The 14,704-nt window shown below is 56.6% G+C and carries 14 protein-coding genes; 2 read left to right on the top strand and 12 right to left on the bottom strand.

Translation table 11 applies throughout. From position 1 onward, the window contains the following. Positions 1 to 107 precede the first annotated feature (107 nt). Positions 108 to 944, bottom strand: a complete 837-nt coding sequence (locus AWM70_RS14055; protein ID WP_068697384.1) for an AraC family transcriptional regulator — start codon at positions 942 to 944, stop codon at positions 108 to 110. A gap of 195 nt (positions 945 to 1,139) precedes the next feature. On the opposite strand from AWM70_RS14055, the gene AWM70_RS14060 reads away from it, so the two are divergent. Further along, complete coding sequence (locus tag AWM70_RS14060; RefSeq protein ID WP_068697386.1) at positions 1,140 to 3,608, top strand: beta-mannosidase; 2,469 nt, start codon at positions 1,140 to 1,142, stop codon at positions 3,606 to 3,608. A 104-nt stretch (positions 3,609 to 3,712) separates the two neighbouring features. Here the strand turns inward: AWM70_RS14060 and AWM70_RS14065 are convergent, their stop codons facing one another. The 11 genes from AWM70_RS14065 to AWM70_RS14115 all read right to left on the bottom strand — a co-directional run bounded on the left by AWM70_RS14065 (position 3,713) and on the right by AWM70_RS14115 (position 13,153). Continuing rightward, positions 3,713 to 4,072 carry a hypothetical protein gene (locus tag AWM70_RS14065; protein ID WP_068697388.1) on the bottom strand — a complete coding sequence of 120 codons (360 nt, stop codon included), beginning with the start codon at positions 4,070 to 4,072 and terminating at the stop codon, positions 3,713 to 3,715. Between the two features lie 3 nt (positions 4,073 to 4,075). Further along, complete coding sequence (locus AWM70_RS14070; RefSeq protein ID WP_068697390.1) at positions 4,076 to 4,381, bottom strand: hypothetical protein; 306 nt, start codon at positions 4,379 to 4,381, stop codon at positions 4,076 to 4,078. Further along, a complete protein-coding gene (locus tag AWM70_RS14075; protein WP_068697392.1) occupies positions 4,378 to 4,740 on the bottom strand; it encodes an alpha-helical endospore appendage domain-containing protein in 363 nt (120 codons plus the stop codon). The genes AWM70_RS14070 and AWM70_RS14075 overlap by 4 nt, the downstream gene beginning before the upstream one ends. A 24-nt stretch (positions 4,741 to 4,764) precedes the next feature. Then, complete coding sequence (locus AWM70_RS14080) at positions 4,765 to 5,052, bottom strand: nucleoside-diphosphate sugar epimerase (protein WP_099093094.1); 288 nt, start codon at positions 5,050 to 5,052, stop codon at positions 4,765 to 4,767. A 130-nt stretch (positions 5,053 to 5,182) separates the two neighbouring features. Beyond that, positions 5,183 to 6,703, bottom strand: a complete 1,521-nt coding sequence (locus AWM70_RS14085) for a glycosyltransferase family 2 protein (protein ID WP_169823445.1) — start codon at positions 6,701 to 6,703, stop codon at positions 5,183 to 5,185. Between the two features lie 27 nt (positions 6,704 to 6,730). Then, a complete protein-coding gene (locus tag AWM70_RS14090; protein WP_237167719.1) occupies positions 6,731 to 7,954 on the bottom strand; it encodes a GT-D fold domain-containing protein in 1,224 nt (407 codons plus the stop codon). A 34-nt stretch (positions 7,955 to 7,988) separates the two neighbouring features. Next, entirely contained in the window at positions 7,989 to 8,720 is a 732-nt protein-coding gene (locus tag AWM70_RS14095) for a sugar phosphate nucleotidyltransferase (RefSeq protein WP_068697394.1), read from the bottom strand. A 53-nt stretch (positions 8,721 to 8,773) separates the two neighbouring features. After that, positions 8,774 to 9,520 carry a glycosyltransferase family 2 protein gene (locus AWM70_RS14100; protein ID WP_068697396.1) on the bottom strand — a complete coding sequence of 249 codons (747 nt, stop codon included), beginning with the start codon at positions 9,518 to 9,520 and terminating at the stop codon, positions 8,774 to 8,776. Next, positions 9,520 to 10,896: a glycosyltransferase family 2 protein gene (locus tag AWM70_RS14105; protein ID WP_151208758.1), complete on the bottom strand. Its 1,377-nt coding sequence runs from the start codon at positions 10,894 to 10,896 to the stop codon at positions 9,520 to 9,522. The genes AWM70_RS14100 and AWM70_RS14105 overlap by 1 nt, the downstream gene beginning before the upstream one ends. Positions 10,897 to 10,901: 5 nt before the next feature. Beyond that, a complete protein-coding gene (locus AWM70_RS14110) occupies positions 10,902 to 11,720 on the bottom strand; it encodes a glycosyltransferase family 2 protein (protein ID WP_068697398.1) in 819 nt (272 codons plus the stop codon). A 248-nt stretch (positions 11,721 to 11,968) separates the two neighbouring features. Further along, positions 11,969 to 13,153 carry a glycosyltransferase family 4 protein gene (locus AWM70_RS14115; RefSeq protein ID WP_099093096.1) on the bottom strand — a complete coding sequence of 395 codons (1,185 nt, stop codon included), beginning with the start codon at positions 13,151 to 13,153 and terminating at the stop codon, positions 11,969 to 11,971. A gap of 140 nt (positions 13,154 to 13,293) precedes the next feature. On the opposite strand from AWM70_RS14115, the gene AWM70_RS14120 reads away from it, so the two are divergent. Beyond that, complete coding sequence (locus AWM70_RS14120) at positions 13,294 to 14,532, top strand: YheC/YheD family endospore coat-associated protein (protein WP_083180313.1); 1,239 nt, start codon at positions 13,294 to 13,296, stop codon at positions 14,530 to 14,532. Positions 14,533 to 14,704 lie beyond the last annotated feature (172 nt).

The raw sequence follows: 14,704 nt of genomic DNA on the forward strand, positions 1-14,704 counted from the left end.
TTACTATTTAACGATGATTGGATTTCTTTCGTAACGGTTGGGTTTTCGTCCTGGACTTGGCTAGGAACTTGGCTAGGAACTTGGCCAGCAGCTTGGCTAGCGGCTTGTCATCCGCTGCGGATTTTCCCCGGCGACAGGCCATAACATTTTTTGAACAGATGATAGAAATGACTTAGGTTATCAAAACCGGCCTCCAGCGAGACTTCCAGGATAGAAAGCCGGGTAGTCAGCAGCAAATTTCTGGCATAACTGAGCCGGAGCTGATTGATGTAAGCCGTGGGAGTGGTCTGCAGATATTGTTTAAAAATGCGATTGAGATGGCTGACGCTTCGGTCCGCCAGCTCGTTCAGCCTTCCCAGCCCTGCGGTAAAGTTTTCTTTCTTCTGCATTTCGATGAGCAGCGGATCAAGCCATTCCGGCAGGGTTCTGCCGCTTTCGTCCCGGTAATCGTAATAAAAATTCGCCAACGCCTCGGTCAGCAGGCTGCGGGCCGCCGTCCGCGCTTTGGGTTTGTCCGTCGTCGTATACAGGTGCATCTGTCTTCCTTTGTGGCTTAAGGCCTCCAGATCGGAGGACACAAGCCGGACTACAGGCGATTTCCGCCCTTCTTTCAGCTTCTGAGCAAAACCCGGGTTGCCGAAATAAGCGAACGCGTTCTCCACAATTTCCGGATAATAATTGACGTTCATAAACTGACAGTCCTCGTGTCCCCAGTAATCGTAGCCGTGGGTATCTCCGGGCCGGACGAAAGCCATCGCCCCCGTCTCCAAAGGCTGTTCTTCCCCGTTGATCCGGTGGATGCACCTGCCGGAAGTAACCAGGAACAGCTCGTAAAAATCATGGCTGTGCAGCGGATAAGCATGCTGAATCGAATGGACGATATGATAGTTCGACTGCACCTGGGCGTCGATAAGTGCAGCGGCGCGCAGAACAGGAATCTCCATGTTCCCCTCCCTTTCCCGATCAAGTTCAAATCAGAAAAATGATAATATAGTACAAAACTTTACGCAAGCAATACAAGACGACATTCAGACGGAATGCTATGATCTAGCTATTCTTGGCGGTTAGGCTTGAGTCACTGTGAAACCGGAAATACAAATACAGCACAAAATCAACAGCCGATATCAGGAGGAGATCAGATGCGCTTGCTAACACTTAATGGGGCTTGGAAAATGAAACGGACCGACGAAACGGAGTGGAACAGCGCCGTCGTACCGGGATCTGTTTTTCAGGATTTGCTTGAGGCCGGCAAAATGGAAGACCCGTTCTTCCGCGACAATGAATACGACATTCTGGAGCTGACGAAATTTGATTACGAATACGAAAGAACTTTTTTTGTGGAACAAGAGGCGCTTAACCATGACGTTGTCCTGCTCCGCTGCGAAGGCCTGGACACGCTGTGCGAAATCCGGGTCAACGGAAAGCTCGTGCTCGAAGCCGACAACATGCACCGTACCTATGAGCCGGATGTTAAGCAGGTCCTGCAGCCCGGGGAAAATCACATCCACGTCCTGCTGAAGTCGCCGACCCGCTATGTTCTGGAGCGGGACAAGGAGATGTACCTGTGCAGCTGCGCCGATGCGGTGCCCGGCATCTCCCATCTGCGGAAGGCTCACAGCATGTTCGGCTGGGACTGGGGTCCGCAGCTGCCTGATTCGGGCATCTGGCGGGACATCGAGCTGCGCGGCTACGACTTCGGACGGATCGAGGATGTACTTGTGACGCAGCACCATACAGAGGATCACGTCAGCCTGGAGATCCGGACAGACGTCCGCCAGTGGGGAGAAGCCGGCCTGCGGGTGCGCATCGTGTTGAAGGCTCCGGACGGCGAAACATGGGAACATGAAGCAACCCTGGACGGTTACAGCGTTCTGCAGACGATCGGTGTTGACCATCCTGAGCTGTGGTGGCCGCACAATTACGGCAGCCAGCCGCTATATGGACTGACCGTACAGGTGCTGAACGGGGACCGGGTCATCGACGACAAAACGATTCGCATCGGCCTGCGGACGCTGACGATCCGCCAGGAGGAAGACCAATGGGGCGAATCGTTCGAATTTGAAGTCAACGGCAAAAGCATCTTTGCCATGGGGGCCAACTACATTCCGGAGGACAACGTTTTTGGAAGACTAAGCTTCGAGCGGTCTAAGAACCTGCTGCAGAGCTGCGTGGAAGCCAACTACAACTGCATCCGCATCTGGGGCGGCGGCTTTTATCCGGACGACCGCTTCTACGACCTGTGCGACGAATACGGGCTGATCGTCTGGCAGGATCATCTGTATGCCTGCGGCGCTTACGATTTCAACGAAAGCTTTAAAGAAAACATCCGGCAGGAGACGATCGACAACGTCAAAAGGCTCCGCCATCACGCCTCCCTCGGCATCTGGAGCGGCAACAACGAGCTTGAATATGCGTGGGCTTACTGGGGCTGGACGGAACGGTTCGGGGAGAAGCTGCGAGACGATTATCTGCTTCAATTCGAGCAATTTATGCCCGAGCTGAACCAATCGCTTGATCCGAACACCTTTTACTGGCGTTCTTCCCCTTCCTCGGCCGGCGGCCTGGACGATCCGAACAAGGAAAGCCTAGGCGATATGCACTATTGGGATGTGTGGCACGGCCGGAAGCCGATTACGGAATTCCGCACGCTGTATCCGAGATTCATGTCCGAATTCGGGCTGCAGTCGTTTCCTTCGCTGAAAACGGTGGAGACGTTCACCCTGCCTGAAGACCGGAACATTTTCTCCTATGTCATGGAGGCCCACCAGAAGAACGGCACGGGCAACGAAAAAATCCTTTATTATATCAGCGAATACTTTAAATATCCGAAAGACTTTGATTCGCTTCTGTACGTTTCGCAGCTGATTCAGGCGGAAGGCATGCGCGTCGGGGTCGAGCATTGGCGGCGCAACCGCGGCCGGTGCATGGGGGCTATCTACTGGCAGCTGAACGATATCTGGCCTGGAGCCTCCTGGTCCAGCCTGGACTACTTCGGCAGATGGAAAGCCACCCATCATGCGGCCAAACGATTTTTCGCTCCGGTGCTCGCTTCGGCGTGCGAAGAAGGGACAGCCGCGTCGCTGCACGTGACCAACGAGACGCTTCACCCGGTCAGCGGGCGTTTGTCCTGGCGCCTGTTGAACCACCGCTCAGAAGTGATCCACAGCGGCGAAACGGAAGTGTCGGTAGAGGCCCTTTCTTCCAAGGAGGCAGCCAGCCTTGAGTTCAGCAAGGAGCTGGACAGCAAGCAGAAGCTCCGGCAGAGCTACCTGGAATTCGAATTTGCCGCAGCAGGACATCCGGTCAGCAGCGGTACTGTGCTGTTCGTGAAATCCAAACATTTCGACTATTTGGATCCGCAGATCCAAGCAGAAGTAACAGAAGCGAACGATCGTTTCGTGATCGTGCTGCGCAGCCGGGCCTTCGCCAAATTTGTGTCGCTGGACCTGCGGGCGGCGGACGCCCGGTGGAGCGACAACCTTTTTGACTTGTCCGCTTCCAGGCCGAAGTCGGTTACTGTCTTTAAAGACAGCCTGTCGGAAGCCTTAAGCCTGGAGGCTTTCAAGGAGCAGCTGATCGTCCGGAGCTTGTACGAAACGTATGTATAAGCTGCCGGCAACAGACTGAACATAGCGGCCTGGTACCCTGCGTTATAGGGACCAGGCCGTTAATCTTATTTAGAAATCCTGAATTCTGAGGTCAGAAGACCTGTCTATGCTTTGTTCTCCTGCTCCTGGTAGGCCAGCTTGTGACCGTCTTCGAAACCTTGGGCGAAACCGGTGTTAAAGCCTTCTTGATAGGTTTCGTTATAACCCTCCTGGTAAGCGTCTGTGCCTGTTAATTCCTCGGCAGGACTTGGTACCGGCGGCTGAACTACGGCCTTTCTTCCCGGACGTAAGACACTTCTTCTTCTGCGCACCCTTCTGCGAACGGTCTTGCCCTTAGCTGATTTCTTCTTGCGGAGCCAGACCGTACTGCGTCCGGTCCGTTTTGTCAGTTTGCGTTTGCGTAACTTGACTCTGCCTTTTCTTTTGCGCAGCTTGACGGATTTGCTTGTTTTCTTTAAAGCCATAAGTCAATCTTCCTCCTTTATCCCCTGTTCAATGGACGTTGCTGAACCCGCGTTAATCCATGGCTTTGCCGGAACGCCTGTGTACTGCCGATGCATTTGAAGCCCCGTAAGGAGCGAAGCCATCGCCTGCTGATACCGGGTCATTCGGTGAACCTCATGAGCAAGCAGCCCGGCGGTTTCTTCGGAATAAGACGAAATGTCGGCCAAGCTGTCGAGAATGCGCGCTACCGCATTTTGGCTTCTGGATATAGACATAATCAATTGAAGCTTGGCCTCTTGTTCCGTCGGCGGACGGTTCAAGAGCATCATTTTTCCTCATCTCCAAATCCTAAACCGCCCAGGCCGCCCAGGCCCCCAAGCATGTCTCCGAATCCGTCCGAGTCGCCGGAGCCTCCACCCGAGGTTGACAGCACAGCCCTCAGGTTGCTGCATAATCCGTTCTCCAGCTTGGTCAGTCCGTCGATCAGCTCTACCATCTGCTCATGAACGTTCAGCGGCTGACCCAGCTGGCTTTCATGGTCGCTGAAGCTGCTGGCATGCAAATGATTAAGCGTCCAGTTTCTCGCCTTCTCCGCTTCAAGGGCTTTCGCTTCAAGGATCATGGCCACGTTCCACTGAATTTTGGCAGCGGCATCCAATATGTTCACATAAGCGTGCTCCCTGCTCACTTTCTCACCTCCGAAATCGGGCTGCTACTCCTCTTCCGAGCCTTTGAGCTCAGTCATTACCTGCGTAAGGTTCTCAGCAATGGCTTCCTCCAGGTCTGCGATGGAGTTTAAATAAGCGATAATGCTTTTGTTGACTGAAGACGTACTTTCCAGCATTCCCTCAACACCTTCAAAGTCCGGTTCTTCATCCGGCAGCGCATGCACAATCTGTGCCATTCTGACCGTAATGTGGCGTTCGGCATCAATGACACGGGCAAGCTGTTGGTGTGAATGCGCCATGTGCATCAGAATATCGGTAATCTTTTGATCCACGTTTTAGCCCCTCCATTTGCCCCGGACGCCGGCGCCGCAAAACCTAAAACGCCCCGGCGTCCTACTGATTTCAGCATATGCCGGGGCCACAATGTACGTTCCGCCATGGCTCTTCGTCCAGGGGATAATTTTATAATTCGTTAGCTAACAAAATAACGGGCGGGAGAACCGGGCGTCCTTCAGGATAAACGGCGAGCTGGTCAGCCGATCCAGAGGAAATTCTAGGTTCAAGCCCCCAAATCTCCAGGGTGTACCGGGTCAGGATCGGCCGTGCCGTCCCCCGGTCGATCTGGAACCACTGCCCTTCCGGCAGTTCAATCACGGCCCCCTCTTTATAAGGAAAAGGACCTGATTCAGCCGGCGCAGACAGTTCCGCCAAAGCAGCCTTTACCTGCTCCAGCGTCCATTCGCCGGCATAAGGCAAATGCCGCAAATCCCGCTGCGATACCCTGACTTTAGGACCCGCATAAGCCAGCTGGTCATAAGCGCCTCCAGCGCTGATCCGGAATTTCATGCCGTCTTGAAGCCAATACAGGCGCCCTGTGCCGCTTTCGACCACAACCTTGGCCGGAAATCCTTCGTAGGAGCTGCAGCCTTGCAGACCCGCCTGGAGCCGGCGGCTTGGATCTCGTGCCAGAAATTCATGAATGCTGCCCCATTTCCGGCTGAACAGCTGCCGGTTCCGCTCGTTTGCCTCCAGATATTTGTTGGTATCCAAACTTCTCATGGTGACACTGCCGAAATGATGCACAAAGGCATCGCCCGCAATCACCAGCTTCAGCCCCTGCAGCCGGAGCCGGATAATCCAGTCATCATCCTCAAAATTGCCAAGCCGGTAGCCCTCATCCAGATAACCGGTCTGATGGGCAATCTCCCGTCTCATCAGCAGGCAAAAACCGACCAGCCGTTCCGTTTCCCTCCACTTGCTGCGATCCGGCCGGCTCCGCTCTTCGGCAAACCGGTCCAAATCCCGCAGATCCTGATAGGGTACGTCGATCTGCTGTTCTCCGCCAATATAGTTGGTGACCGGTCCCACAGCGCCGATGTCCGGCGAGGACTCCAGACAATCCAGCATATTCGCCAGCCAGCGTTCCGCAACAAATACGTCATTGTTCAGCAGCAGCACTGTACGTCCTTTGGCCAGCATTAACCCGGTGTTGATCGAACCGGCAAATCCTTTGTTGCTGTCATGGACGGCTACCCGTACTTTCCGGTATTGGCGCAGCGCTTCCGCCGTTCCGTCCGACGAAGCGTCATCCACGACGATCACTTCATAAGGCTGCGGCGTATAAGCTTCTATACGATCCAGGCACTGGAGCAGCATCTCCTTCTGATTGTAGGTAGGGATAATGATGCTTGTGCCTTCAAATATCTGCTCGAAATCATCATACCCGGCCTGCCGCCCTTTCTCGTAACCCGCCTTCCAGCCTTCTTCAAAAAGAGGCGCCTGAGCTCCTGCAGAACCGCGGCCGGTTTGGTTATCCTCGCCTGTGGATACCGGGAGGGTTGCTGGCAGCCGGTTCAGCCAGGGGGATGTTGGCTTTCTGCGTCTGCCCCGAAGCCGGCCGCCCGCTCTTCCTCCCCCTTTGGTTCCGCTTCGCTGTATCCTGCCAGGACCCTGCCTCTGCAGCCTGTTTATGGGGTTTGTCATCTTCGCCATTTTTCACCTCTCCCTCCTTCAGCGGAGCATCCATTCGCCGCTTTCCAGTTTATTGGCCGCATGGCCGAAATCGATCGCCGGCTTCCCGAGCCGGGAAGCTATTTCGCTGCAAATGAGAACCGCAGCAATCCCGGCGGAAACCAAAGCCAGGTCAAAGGAATAGCCGGCCGCAGCCGCAATTGCATGTTCGGCATCTTGTGCTCCTTGTACGGAGGGCACAATGCCTCCGATCTCAACTCCCGATCTGGCCAGCACCTCCGCCAGGCCGGCCGACTTGTTGCCGATGACCAGCACTCTTCTCCCCAGCAGCAGGGGAAGGAGCAGGCCGCGCTCCACCAAAGCGTAATTCACCGTAGACGAGGTTAACCGGAGCTGGGCGGGATCAAGTCCATAATGGGAGAAGACCGGAAACAGCAGCCCCTGAAAGGAAGGGTGCCTGGACTGGGGAACGCCGATCATATCCGCTTTTCTGAGAGCTTGCGCCAGCGCTTCCCTTACTCCTGGGGCCGGAAGTTCAACGCCTGCGTAAGGCAGGAAAGGTCCGCGGCGCCGTGCTTCTACCGCAGGCAGAACCGTATCATGCGCCAGCGTCAGCAGTTCTCCGTCTCCAAGCCTCACCAAAGATAAAGGCCGGCCGGAGGCCAAGGCGGCCCGGAAGCTGTCTGCTACGCCTTCCGGCGGCAGAAGCGGAATCAGCGCCTCTTGCGGCAGCTGCGCCAGACCGGAGGTTATAAGATCACGAACCGTATACCCCCGCAGAATCGTATTTGGCGGTAGCAGGCGCGCTACTTCGCCTTCGCCTCCTTCAAAATAACCTTCCCGAAATCCCGCCTGGTATCTTTCTTCCAATTCCGCTTCACTGGCTGGTTGTACGGCTTCATTCCCAGCGTCAATAGTCTGCTGATCCTGCAGCATAGCTGCTTCCTCCTCGAAACGGACCGGCTGCGAAGAGGGGGGCCCTTGTTGGTTCCGTTTGAAAGAGAGCCTCTTGTTTGTTCTGCGGGTTAATCTCCGGAAACCTCTTCTCCGCTTATTCCGGGCATCGGCTCCGGCCCGGACTTTCCGCCGCCGGTTCCGTTTCCTTCCTTCCTTCACACTCAGCTTCCCCCTTCTGTTCCGCCCGGATCGGACGGGAGGATCCGCACTGACGGAAGCCGCAAGCGAAGCGGTCTCCGGAAGGAGGGACCTTCCTTCACAGGAATGGATGTTCACAGCTTGTAACGGCAGCTTCTTCTTGTTCATGGCCCGCTTCCTCCCTTTAACCTGATTGACAGCGTTATTGCCCCGCTTTCCCCATCTTTCGGGCTGCTTCCCGCAAAGAGTCAAATGTGCCGGCATCCGTCCACCATTTCCGCAGAACGTCATATTCCAATTTGCCGTCCCGGGCATACAAATTGTTCACATCGGTAATCTCCAGTTCCCCGCGCGCCGAAGGAGACGTGGCCTCTATCCGCTCAAAGACCTGATCATCGTACATATAGATGCCGGTTACGCTGTAATTTGATTTTGGATGCTCCGGCTTCTCTTCAATTCGCGTAATCAGCTTGCGGTTGTGCTCGTCGAAGACGGGCACGCCATATCGGCGCGAATCCTTAACCGGTTTGAGCAGCACCCTGGCGCTTCCATAAGGCTGCTTCTTGAATTTCTCTACAAAAGGCTGCAAATCATCCATAAACAAATTGTCGCCGAGCAGCACGACAAAACGGCCCCCGGCCGGAATAAATCCGCGGGCGAGACCCAGCGCTTCGGCAATGCCTCCGGCCTGCTCCTGAATTTTGTAGGTAAGGTTCACTCCCATCTCCCGGCCGCTGCCGAGGAAGTCGGTGTACAAGCCGGCCGACTGCTTGCCGATGATCAAGAGAATATCGGTAATGCCGGCCTGCTTAAGCTTGTCGATCCCGTAACAAATCATGGGCGATTCTCCGACCGGAAGCAGGTGTTTGTTGATCAGCCGGGTTAACGGGTACAGTCTTGTTCCTGTGCCTCCCGCCAAGATGACGCCTTTCATGGCCACTCCTCCTCATTTATAAAACCTCTATCTCCAAAACTGCTGTCCCTGACTCACATAAACGAGAGGGGATCACATCCCCACTTCTCGATAAACCGCTGGCGATTGCGGCGGATCAAATCCTGCCATCCGTCCGGATGCTGCGAAGTAAAGCTGGCGCTTCCCTGGTGATAAACAAAGGTGTCCCCGCAGATCAGCAACCGGTATCCCTTGCGGACGGCCCGGTAACAATAATCGTCATCTTCATAATGGCCCGGAGAGAAACCTTCATCCAGCGGGCCAATTCGTTCATAAAGCGACCGCTTGAACAGCATACAAAATCCCACCAGCCGTTTGACCTCCTGCCATTTGGCCGGGTCCGAACGGTTATAGTCTGCCGCAAAAGCAAGCTGCTCCTCCGGGCCTCCCTGCCCCGTGTCGATCCTCTGTCTTCCGCTTGCATAATTCGTTACAGGACCGACGATGCCGACGTCCGGGCTGCTGTACAGAGCCGCAAGCATCTGCGGCAGCCAATCCGGGGTAGCCATACAGTCATTATTCAGCAGCATAAGCTGCTCGCCTGCCGCGACAGCCAGCCCTTTGTTGCAGGCCACCGGGAAACCGCTGTTCTCCGGCAGGGAGACAAAACGCAGCGATTGCCGAACGCCATATTCCGCCGTCCTGTCTGTAGAGCCGTTATCAACGATAATGATTTCATAGGGGACCCGGGTGTAGGCCCGGATGGAATCCACGCATCGGGATACCAGATCGAGCGCATTGTATGTCGGTATAATTATGCTGGTTAAAGGTTCCTTGCCCATTATCCGTTCCTCGCTTTCGCCAATTCCTGCCGAGGCATGCTTTGCCAGTACAGCCTTGGGCCAAGCCGCCTTACAGCTTCGTTCAGCGCCTCGGCATGATCTCCGACAATCAGCTGGGCCACCTGATTGCCTGTTCCCGAATTGCCCTCGCGAAGCCGGTTGCGCTGGATAACCTCCGCCGTGCAAGGGGCGGACACAACCAATCCTTCCAGAATGGCGATCGCCTGCGCCTTCGGGGGAACAGCCAGCGCTGCCGTGCCTATTGCCTCCAGGGCCCGGCGCGACAGCACATGGGGCACCGCCGTCAGCGAACTGCTTCCCAAATCCGGGCGGCCCAGCGCCTGATTCAGAAACACTTTGCAGCGGGTCACTTCATCCTGACGGCCAAATGGAGGCAGAAACGCAGAGATATCATTTAAAACCACATCGTTCCCGCTTTCCCGTTCATATAGGAAAGCTGCCAGCTCCTCTGCAGGCACCTGCATATCGCCATCCATGAAAAGCAGGCTGTCACCGCTGGCCAGTGCCGCGCCAATCGACCGGCCGACATCGTGTCCAAGTCTTTCCGGATCGTAAGCAATCACGACGTTGTCCCGTTTCTTGACCTCGGCAAAGCTGCCGTCCGTGCAGCCATTCAACACGACAATCCGTTCATGCAGCGGCAGGCGGTCCAATTCGTCCAGCAGCGGACCCAGCGTCCTTTCTTCATTGCATGCCGTGATCACAACCGTTGCTTTGCCCTGCAGCGGCACAGGCACCCCGAGAGCTGCAGGGGATAAACCGGCGGCTCTGGCGTACCCCTCGCGGAAAGCCAAGCCGAGGGCCAGCGCGTCACGGAAGGACGGCCGCTTCGCGGAGCGAAGCCCAAACCACTCCGCCAAGGAGCGGCGGAAGGCTTGAAGAGGCTGGACATGGACCGGCTCAGCCGGTTGCGGCGGAGCCAGCTGTCCTTGTCCTTGCGGGTGAACGCCGGCTCCTGCCGATTCTCCGTGAATCTCTGCAGACCTTGCGGCAAATCCCGCACTTCTCCCGGACGCATAAGCCTCGGACAATCCCGCTTGACGGCGGCGCCCCGGTAAAGCAGGTTCCTGCGCTAACCGGCTCGGACGGACAGAGACCGAGCTGCCCCGGCCCTTCAGGACCAACATCCGCTTTCTTCTCTGCCTTCTTAGTGCTGCTGAGCCGCTCCGCCCCTTTCTGGCGGATGCCCCCTTTCCAGCGGATCTCCGTCCTCTCGAGCCTTGGGAAAGACGCGGCTTGACACGGCTTCCCGCCGCCTGGCGGCCTGCAAATGTTTGATCGGATCGGGCTTTGGTTTTGCTGCCGGTTCGCGGCATGCCCGCCGTATGTTTTCTTGCCGTTAGCTTTATCGTCATGAAGATCACCTTGCTCTTTCCCGGAGCCTGCCCAGGTCGGGAAACCCGCCGCGCGGACCCCGCAGCTCCAGAACCCGGCAGGCTGCCTCCAAATGGTCGCCGGCGACAAGCGGAGTCAGGAGATCCTTTTGTCCCGGACGTTTGCGCCTGCGGTTCCGGCTGCCGACATTCACGTAATGAACGGCCCGTACCCGGAGTCCGTCCAGAACCGCTGCCGTATAAGCCACGGGCGGGTTGGACAGGCTGGCGGCTCCGATCAGCGTTACTGCCCTCCGGCTGAGGGCGTGGGGGACGGCAGTCAGGGAGGCCCCTTTCAGATCCGGCCGTCCCAGCAGCGAATTCAGCATAAACTTCGAGCTGATTACAGGATGAATGCTGCCCGCTTGTACAGGCCCGCTGTAGTCATTCAGCGCCAAATCGCCGCCCGCCAGTATTTCTGAAACAAACGGCTTCAGTTCCTCCGTCCGCACAGCCATGTCTCCGTCCACGAACAGCAGCACATCCCCTTGAGCGGCTTTGGCCCCTTCTGCTCTGGGCACATCATGCCCCAGCGGCTCCTCAAACTCCAGAACCTTTGCCCCCAGCTGCCGCGCCAATTCCGCGCTGCCGTCCCGGCAGCCGTTGGCCACCACAATCACTTCTGTTCTCGGGTGTACCCGGGAGGATTCCCGGATGACGTTGGCTAAGGTCCGAGCTTCATTCATAACCGGGATGATGACCGAAACGACCGGCTCCGGATGGCAGGCAATGACGGCAGGCCCCATCTGCTTCTTCCGTTTGCTCCCTCTCGGATTGACTTTGGATCGGACTTTGCGCCTCTTCATCTTCGAAATCCCACCTTTGTCAGTTATGCAGAATGGATGGCATATACGATAGCTTATGCTTTCGTCCGTGCCACGCAACGGCAAACGTACAGGGCGGATGCCGCTTTGCCTAAGCAGACGGCTTTTTAGCCAAAAAAAGCAGGAGAAAGGCCTAAGCCCTCCTCCTGCTCGCTTCTTTTCATCCGGGTGACGCTCAACATCCCGGCCGTCCTCTTTTCTTGCCGTTTCGGGGCACGCTTCCTCCGCCGTCATAAATAGACTTGCCGGTCCTCCCACCTGTCCTCGCTATATTCGGGCGACATGAGCCGCACCCACCGCGCGGCCGTATGCTGCCAGCGGAACCGGCTGCGCACGATATCCAGCCCGCACAATCCCATCTCCCGCCGCAGATGCTCGCTGCCAAGCAGCTTCAGCAGACTGGCCGGCAGTTCATCGCCAAGACGGTCAGGATTCACCAGCAGACCTGACAACCCATCCTCGACGATTTCCGGTATGCCCCCGGCCCGGGTGGCAACAACTGGAACGCCTGCCGCCATGGCCTCCACATTCACCAGTCCGAACGCTTCCTCTTCACCGGAAGGAACCGCTACGACATCGGCGAGATTGTACCAATCCGCCACCTGGGGATAAGGAGTGAACGGGAGAAATTCCACCTGTCCCGGATAAGTTCCGGCCATCTTTTTCAAATCCCGTACATAGGCCGTTTCCCGCAGACTTCCGTAAAAGGCGCCTCCAACGATCAGCAGCAGCACCTCGGGTTCATGAACCCGCAGCTTGGGGATGGCTTGAAGCAGGTGGTGTACCCCTTTTTCCGGAATCAGCCGGCCGATGTATAAAATAATTTTCCGGCTGCTCCAGCCGTATGCCTGAAGCCTTGCCCGCCTTAGAGCTTCTCCGACTGGTGTCCAGCGGGGGACAAAATCCTCCAGGCTGACGCCCAGGTGATTGACCTCCAGTTTGGCTGTTAGCCCGGGAAAAAGGTTCTTCAGCTCCCGCTGCAAAAAATGGCTGTTCACGATGATGCCGTCGAGCTGATTCAGCGCCGCCCCGCCCCAGGTCCGCGGAAAATGTTTATCCTGAACAAACGTCGTGGAGTGCAGCGATAAATAAACTTTGGCCTGGGGCATGCGCTGCTTCAGTCTGCTGGCCAGAATCGGCCTGTTATGAACGTCAACCGAATCCGGCCGCCATGCCCGGAGATGGCGAAGAATGGACGGCAAATAGGCCGAACCTCCAGGCACTCTGCTGCAGGGCACCGTTCCAAGCATCGCTTTCACGGGTCCGTCCTCCCCTGTTCTGCCGTATACCCGGATATCCAGGTTTCCTGCAGCCAGCGGGACCACTTTTTCAATTACACGTTCCACCGAACTGCTTCGTCCTGATGGAATGACAAACGATCCCGGCGAAATAACCGCAACCTTGTGAGGATTCAAAGCCTTTAGCTCCCTTCTGCCAAATATCATTATGATGTAGTTATACGATACAGAACACACTGTGGTGACTCCTGCGCCAAAATCCCCCTTCTTCAGCTAGAGACAAGCGAAATCAGGCGGCTGTAACCCTTCATTCGTCCATGCTTATCACCTGTCCCGGACATAAAATAAACCAAGCCAATGATCCCAACCGGGTGATCCCGGCAGGAAGGGGGAAGGGGATTGTGCATCCCGAATATGTCGGCATTTTGCTCAATGCCAAGATGCACCGGGGCATACCGGCCGGCCGTACCGGCAAAGAAGCTCTGGCGCTTTACGAAGACGGGGCGGCCGTATACGGTTTAATCCCTTGTTATTTGAGGCTGGAGGACATCCGAACCGACAGGGAAACGAGTCCTGTTTATATGCTGCGGGGAGAGCAATACGTCCGTGCCGTGGTGCCGACCCCGCGGGTGATTCATAACCGGGCCATCTACTCCGGGAAGGGAGCGGAACAAAAGATTGCCCGTCTCGGCCAGCAGGGCATCACGGTCTTTAACGCCAATACCCGCTTTCCCAAAGACCAGATCCATCTGCTGCTGGCGGGCCATCCCTCTTTAGCAGGCTGTCAGCCCACTACGATGCCCGCCACCCTTAACAGCATAAGTTTCATGATGCAGCAATATGACGACTTGATTTTAAAGCCTGTCAGAGGCTCCGTCGGACAGGGAATTATGAGAATGCGGCAGGTCAACGGCGTTTGGAAGCTGCTTTACCGCAGCAGCAGCAGCAGCGGCAGCCGAAGGAAACGTTCCGGACGGTGGGTAGAAACGCGGCTGGCACCTGGCCCTGGCAGCAGGATCGCTTTGCCTCCGCCGGTTGCCCGCCAGCTCCGCCGGATTCCATATCTGGTGCAGGAGCGGCTGCCGCTGGCCGAATTCGATGGCCGCCCCTTCGACCTCCGCATTACCGTTCAGCGCGGATTAGACGGAAGCTGGGGCATCACCGGCCAATTCGCCAAGCTGGCAGCTCCGGGCGGATTTCTTTCGAATATTGCTCAGGGAGGCAGCGCCTATCCGGCAGAATCGATATTATCCGCCGTGATGCCGCCCCGGATGGCCGTAAGCGCGCTTGCCGGCGCACGCTCACTCGCGCTCAAGGTGGCGGAATATCTCTCGGCCAGACTGCCCCTGCTCGCCGATCTGGGTCTTGATATCGGGATCACCGATACAGGCCGAATCTACTTTATAGAATGCAACGGCCGCGACCAGCGTTACGGATTTCGGGAAGCCGGCATGGATACCCTTTGGCGGGCCAGCTACCGCCAGCCGATGGCCTTCGCCCGCCACCTCCTAATGGAGCAAAGCGAACGGCCGCTGCCGGCTTTATTTGTTCCGTAGGCGGGATACTCCAGCCAAACTTTGCTTGAGGGGTTCAGACTGTATAAGCCGTCTCCCGAAGCGTCCTTGACGCAACAGGGGGCGGCTTAGTTATGGCTGAGTTTCCGTTTTGTTGTTGACTATGTCGTCTGCGGCGCCCGTTCTTATTGATTTACGGGCTGATCTGTGTCAA

The organism is Paenibacillus yonginensis (genome assembly GCF_001685395.1).
Lineage (GTDB): Bacteria > Bacillota > Bacilli > Paenibacillales > Paenibacillaceae > Fontibacillus > Fontibacillus yonginensis.

Coding starts and splice junctions, on each gene's coding strand:
- AWM70_RS14055 (WP_068697384.1), bottom strand. CDS start 944: ATGGAGATTCCTGTTCTGCGCGCCGCTGCACTTATCGACGCCCAGGTG.
- AWM70_RS14060 (WP_068697386.1), top strand. CDS start 1,140: ATGCGCTTGCTAACACTTAATGGGGCTTGGAAAATGAAACGGACCGAC.
- AWM70_RS14065 (WP_068697388.1), bottom strand. CDS start 4,072: ATGGCTTTAAAGAAAACAAGCAAATCCGTCAAGCTGCGCAAAAGAAAA.
- AWM70_RS14070 (WP_068697390.1), bottom strand. CDS start 4,381: ATGATGCTCTTGAACCGTCCGCCGACGGAACAAGAGGCCAAGCTTCAA.
- AWM70_RS14085 (WP_169823445.1), bottom strand. CDS start 6,703: ATGACAAACCCCATAAACAGGCTGCAGAGGCAGGGTCCTGGCAGGATA.
- AWM70_RS14090 (WP_237167719.1), bottom strand. CDS start 7,954: ATGAACAAGAAGAAGCTGCCGTTACAAGCTGTGAACATCCATTCCTGT.
- AWM70_RS14095 (WP_068697394.1), bottom strand. CDS start 8,720: ATGAAAGGCGTCATCTTGGCGGGAGGCACAGGAACAAGACTGTACCCG.
- AWM70_RS14100 (WP_068697396.1), bottom strand. CDS start 9,520: ATGGGCAAGGAACCTTTAACCAGCATAATTATACCGACATACAATGCG.
- AWM70_RS14105 (WP_151208758.1), bottom strand. CDS start 10,896: ATGACGATAAAGCTAACGGCAAGAAAACATACGGCGGGCATGCCGCGA.
- AWM70_RS14110 (WP_068697398.1), bottom strand. CDS start 11,720: ATGAAGAGGCGCAAAGTCCGATCCAAAGTCAATCCGAGAGGGAGCAAA.
- AWM70_RS14120 (WP_083180313.1), top strand. CDS start 13,294: ATGCTTATCACCTGTCCCGGACATAAAATAAACCAAGCCAATGATCCC.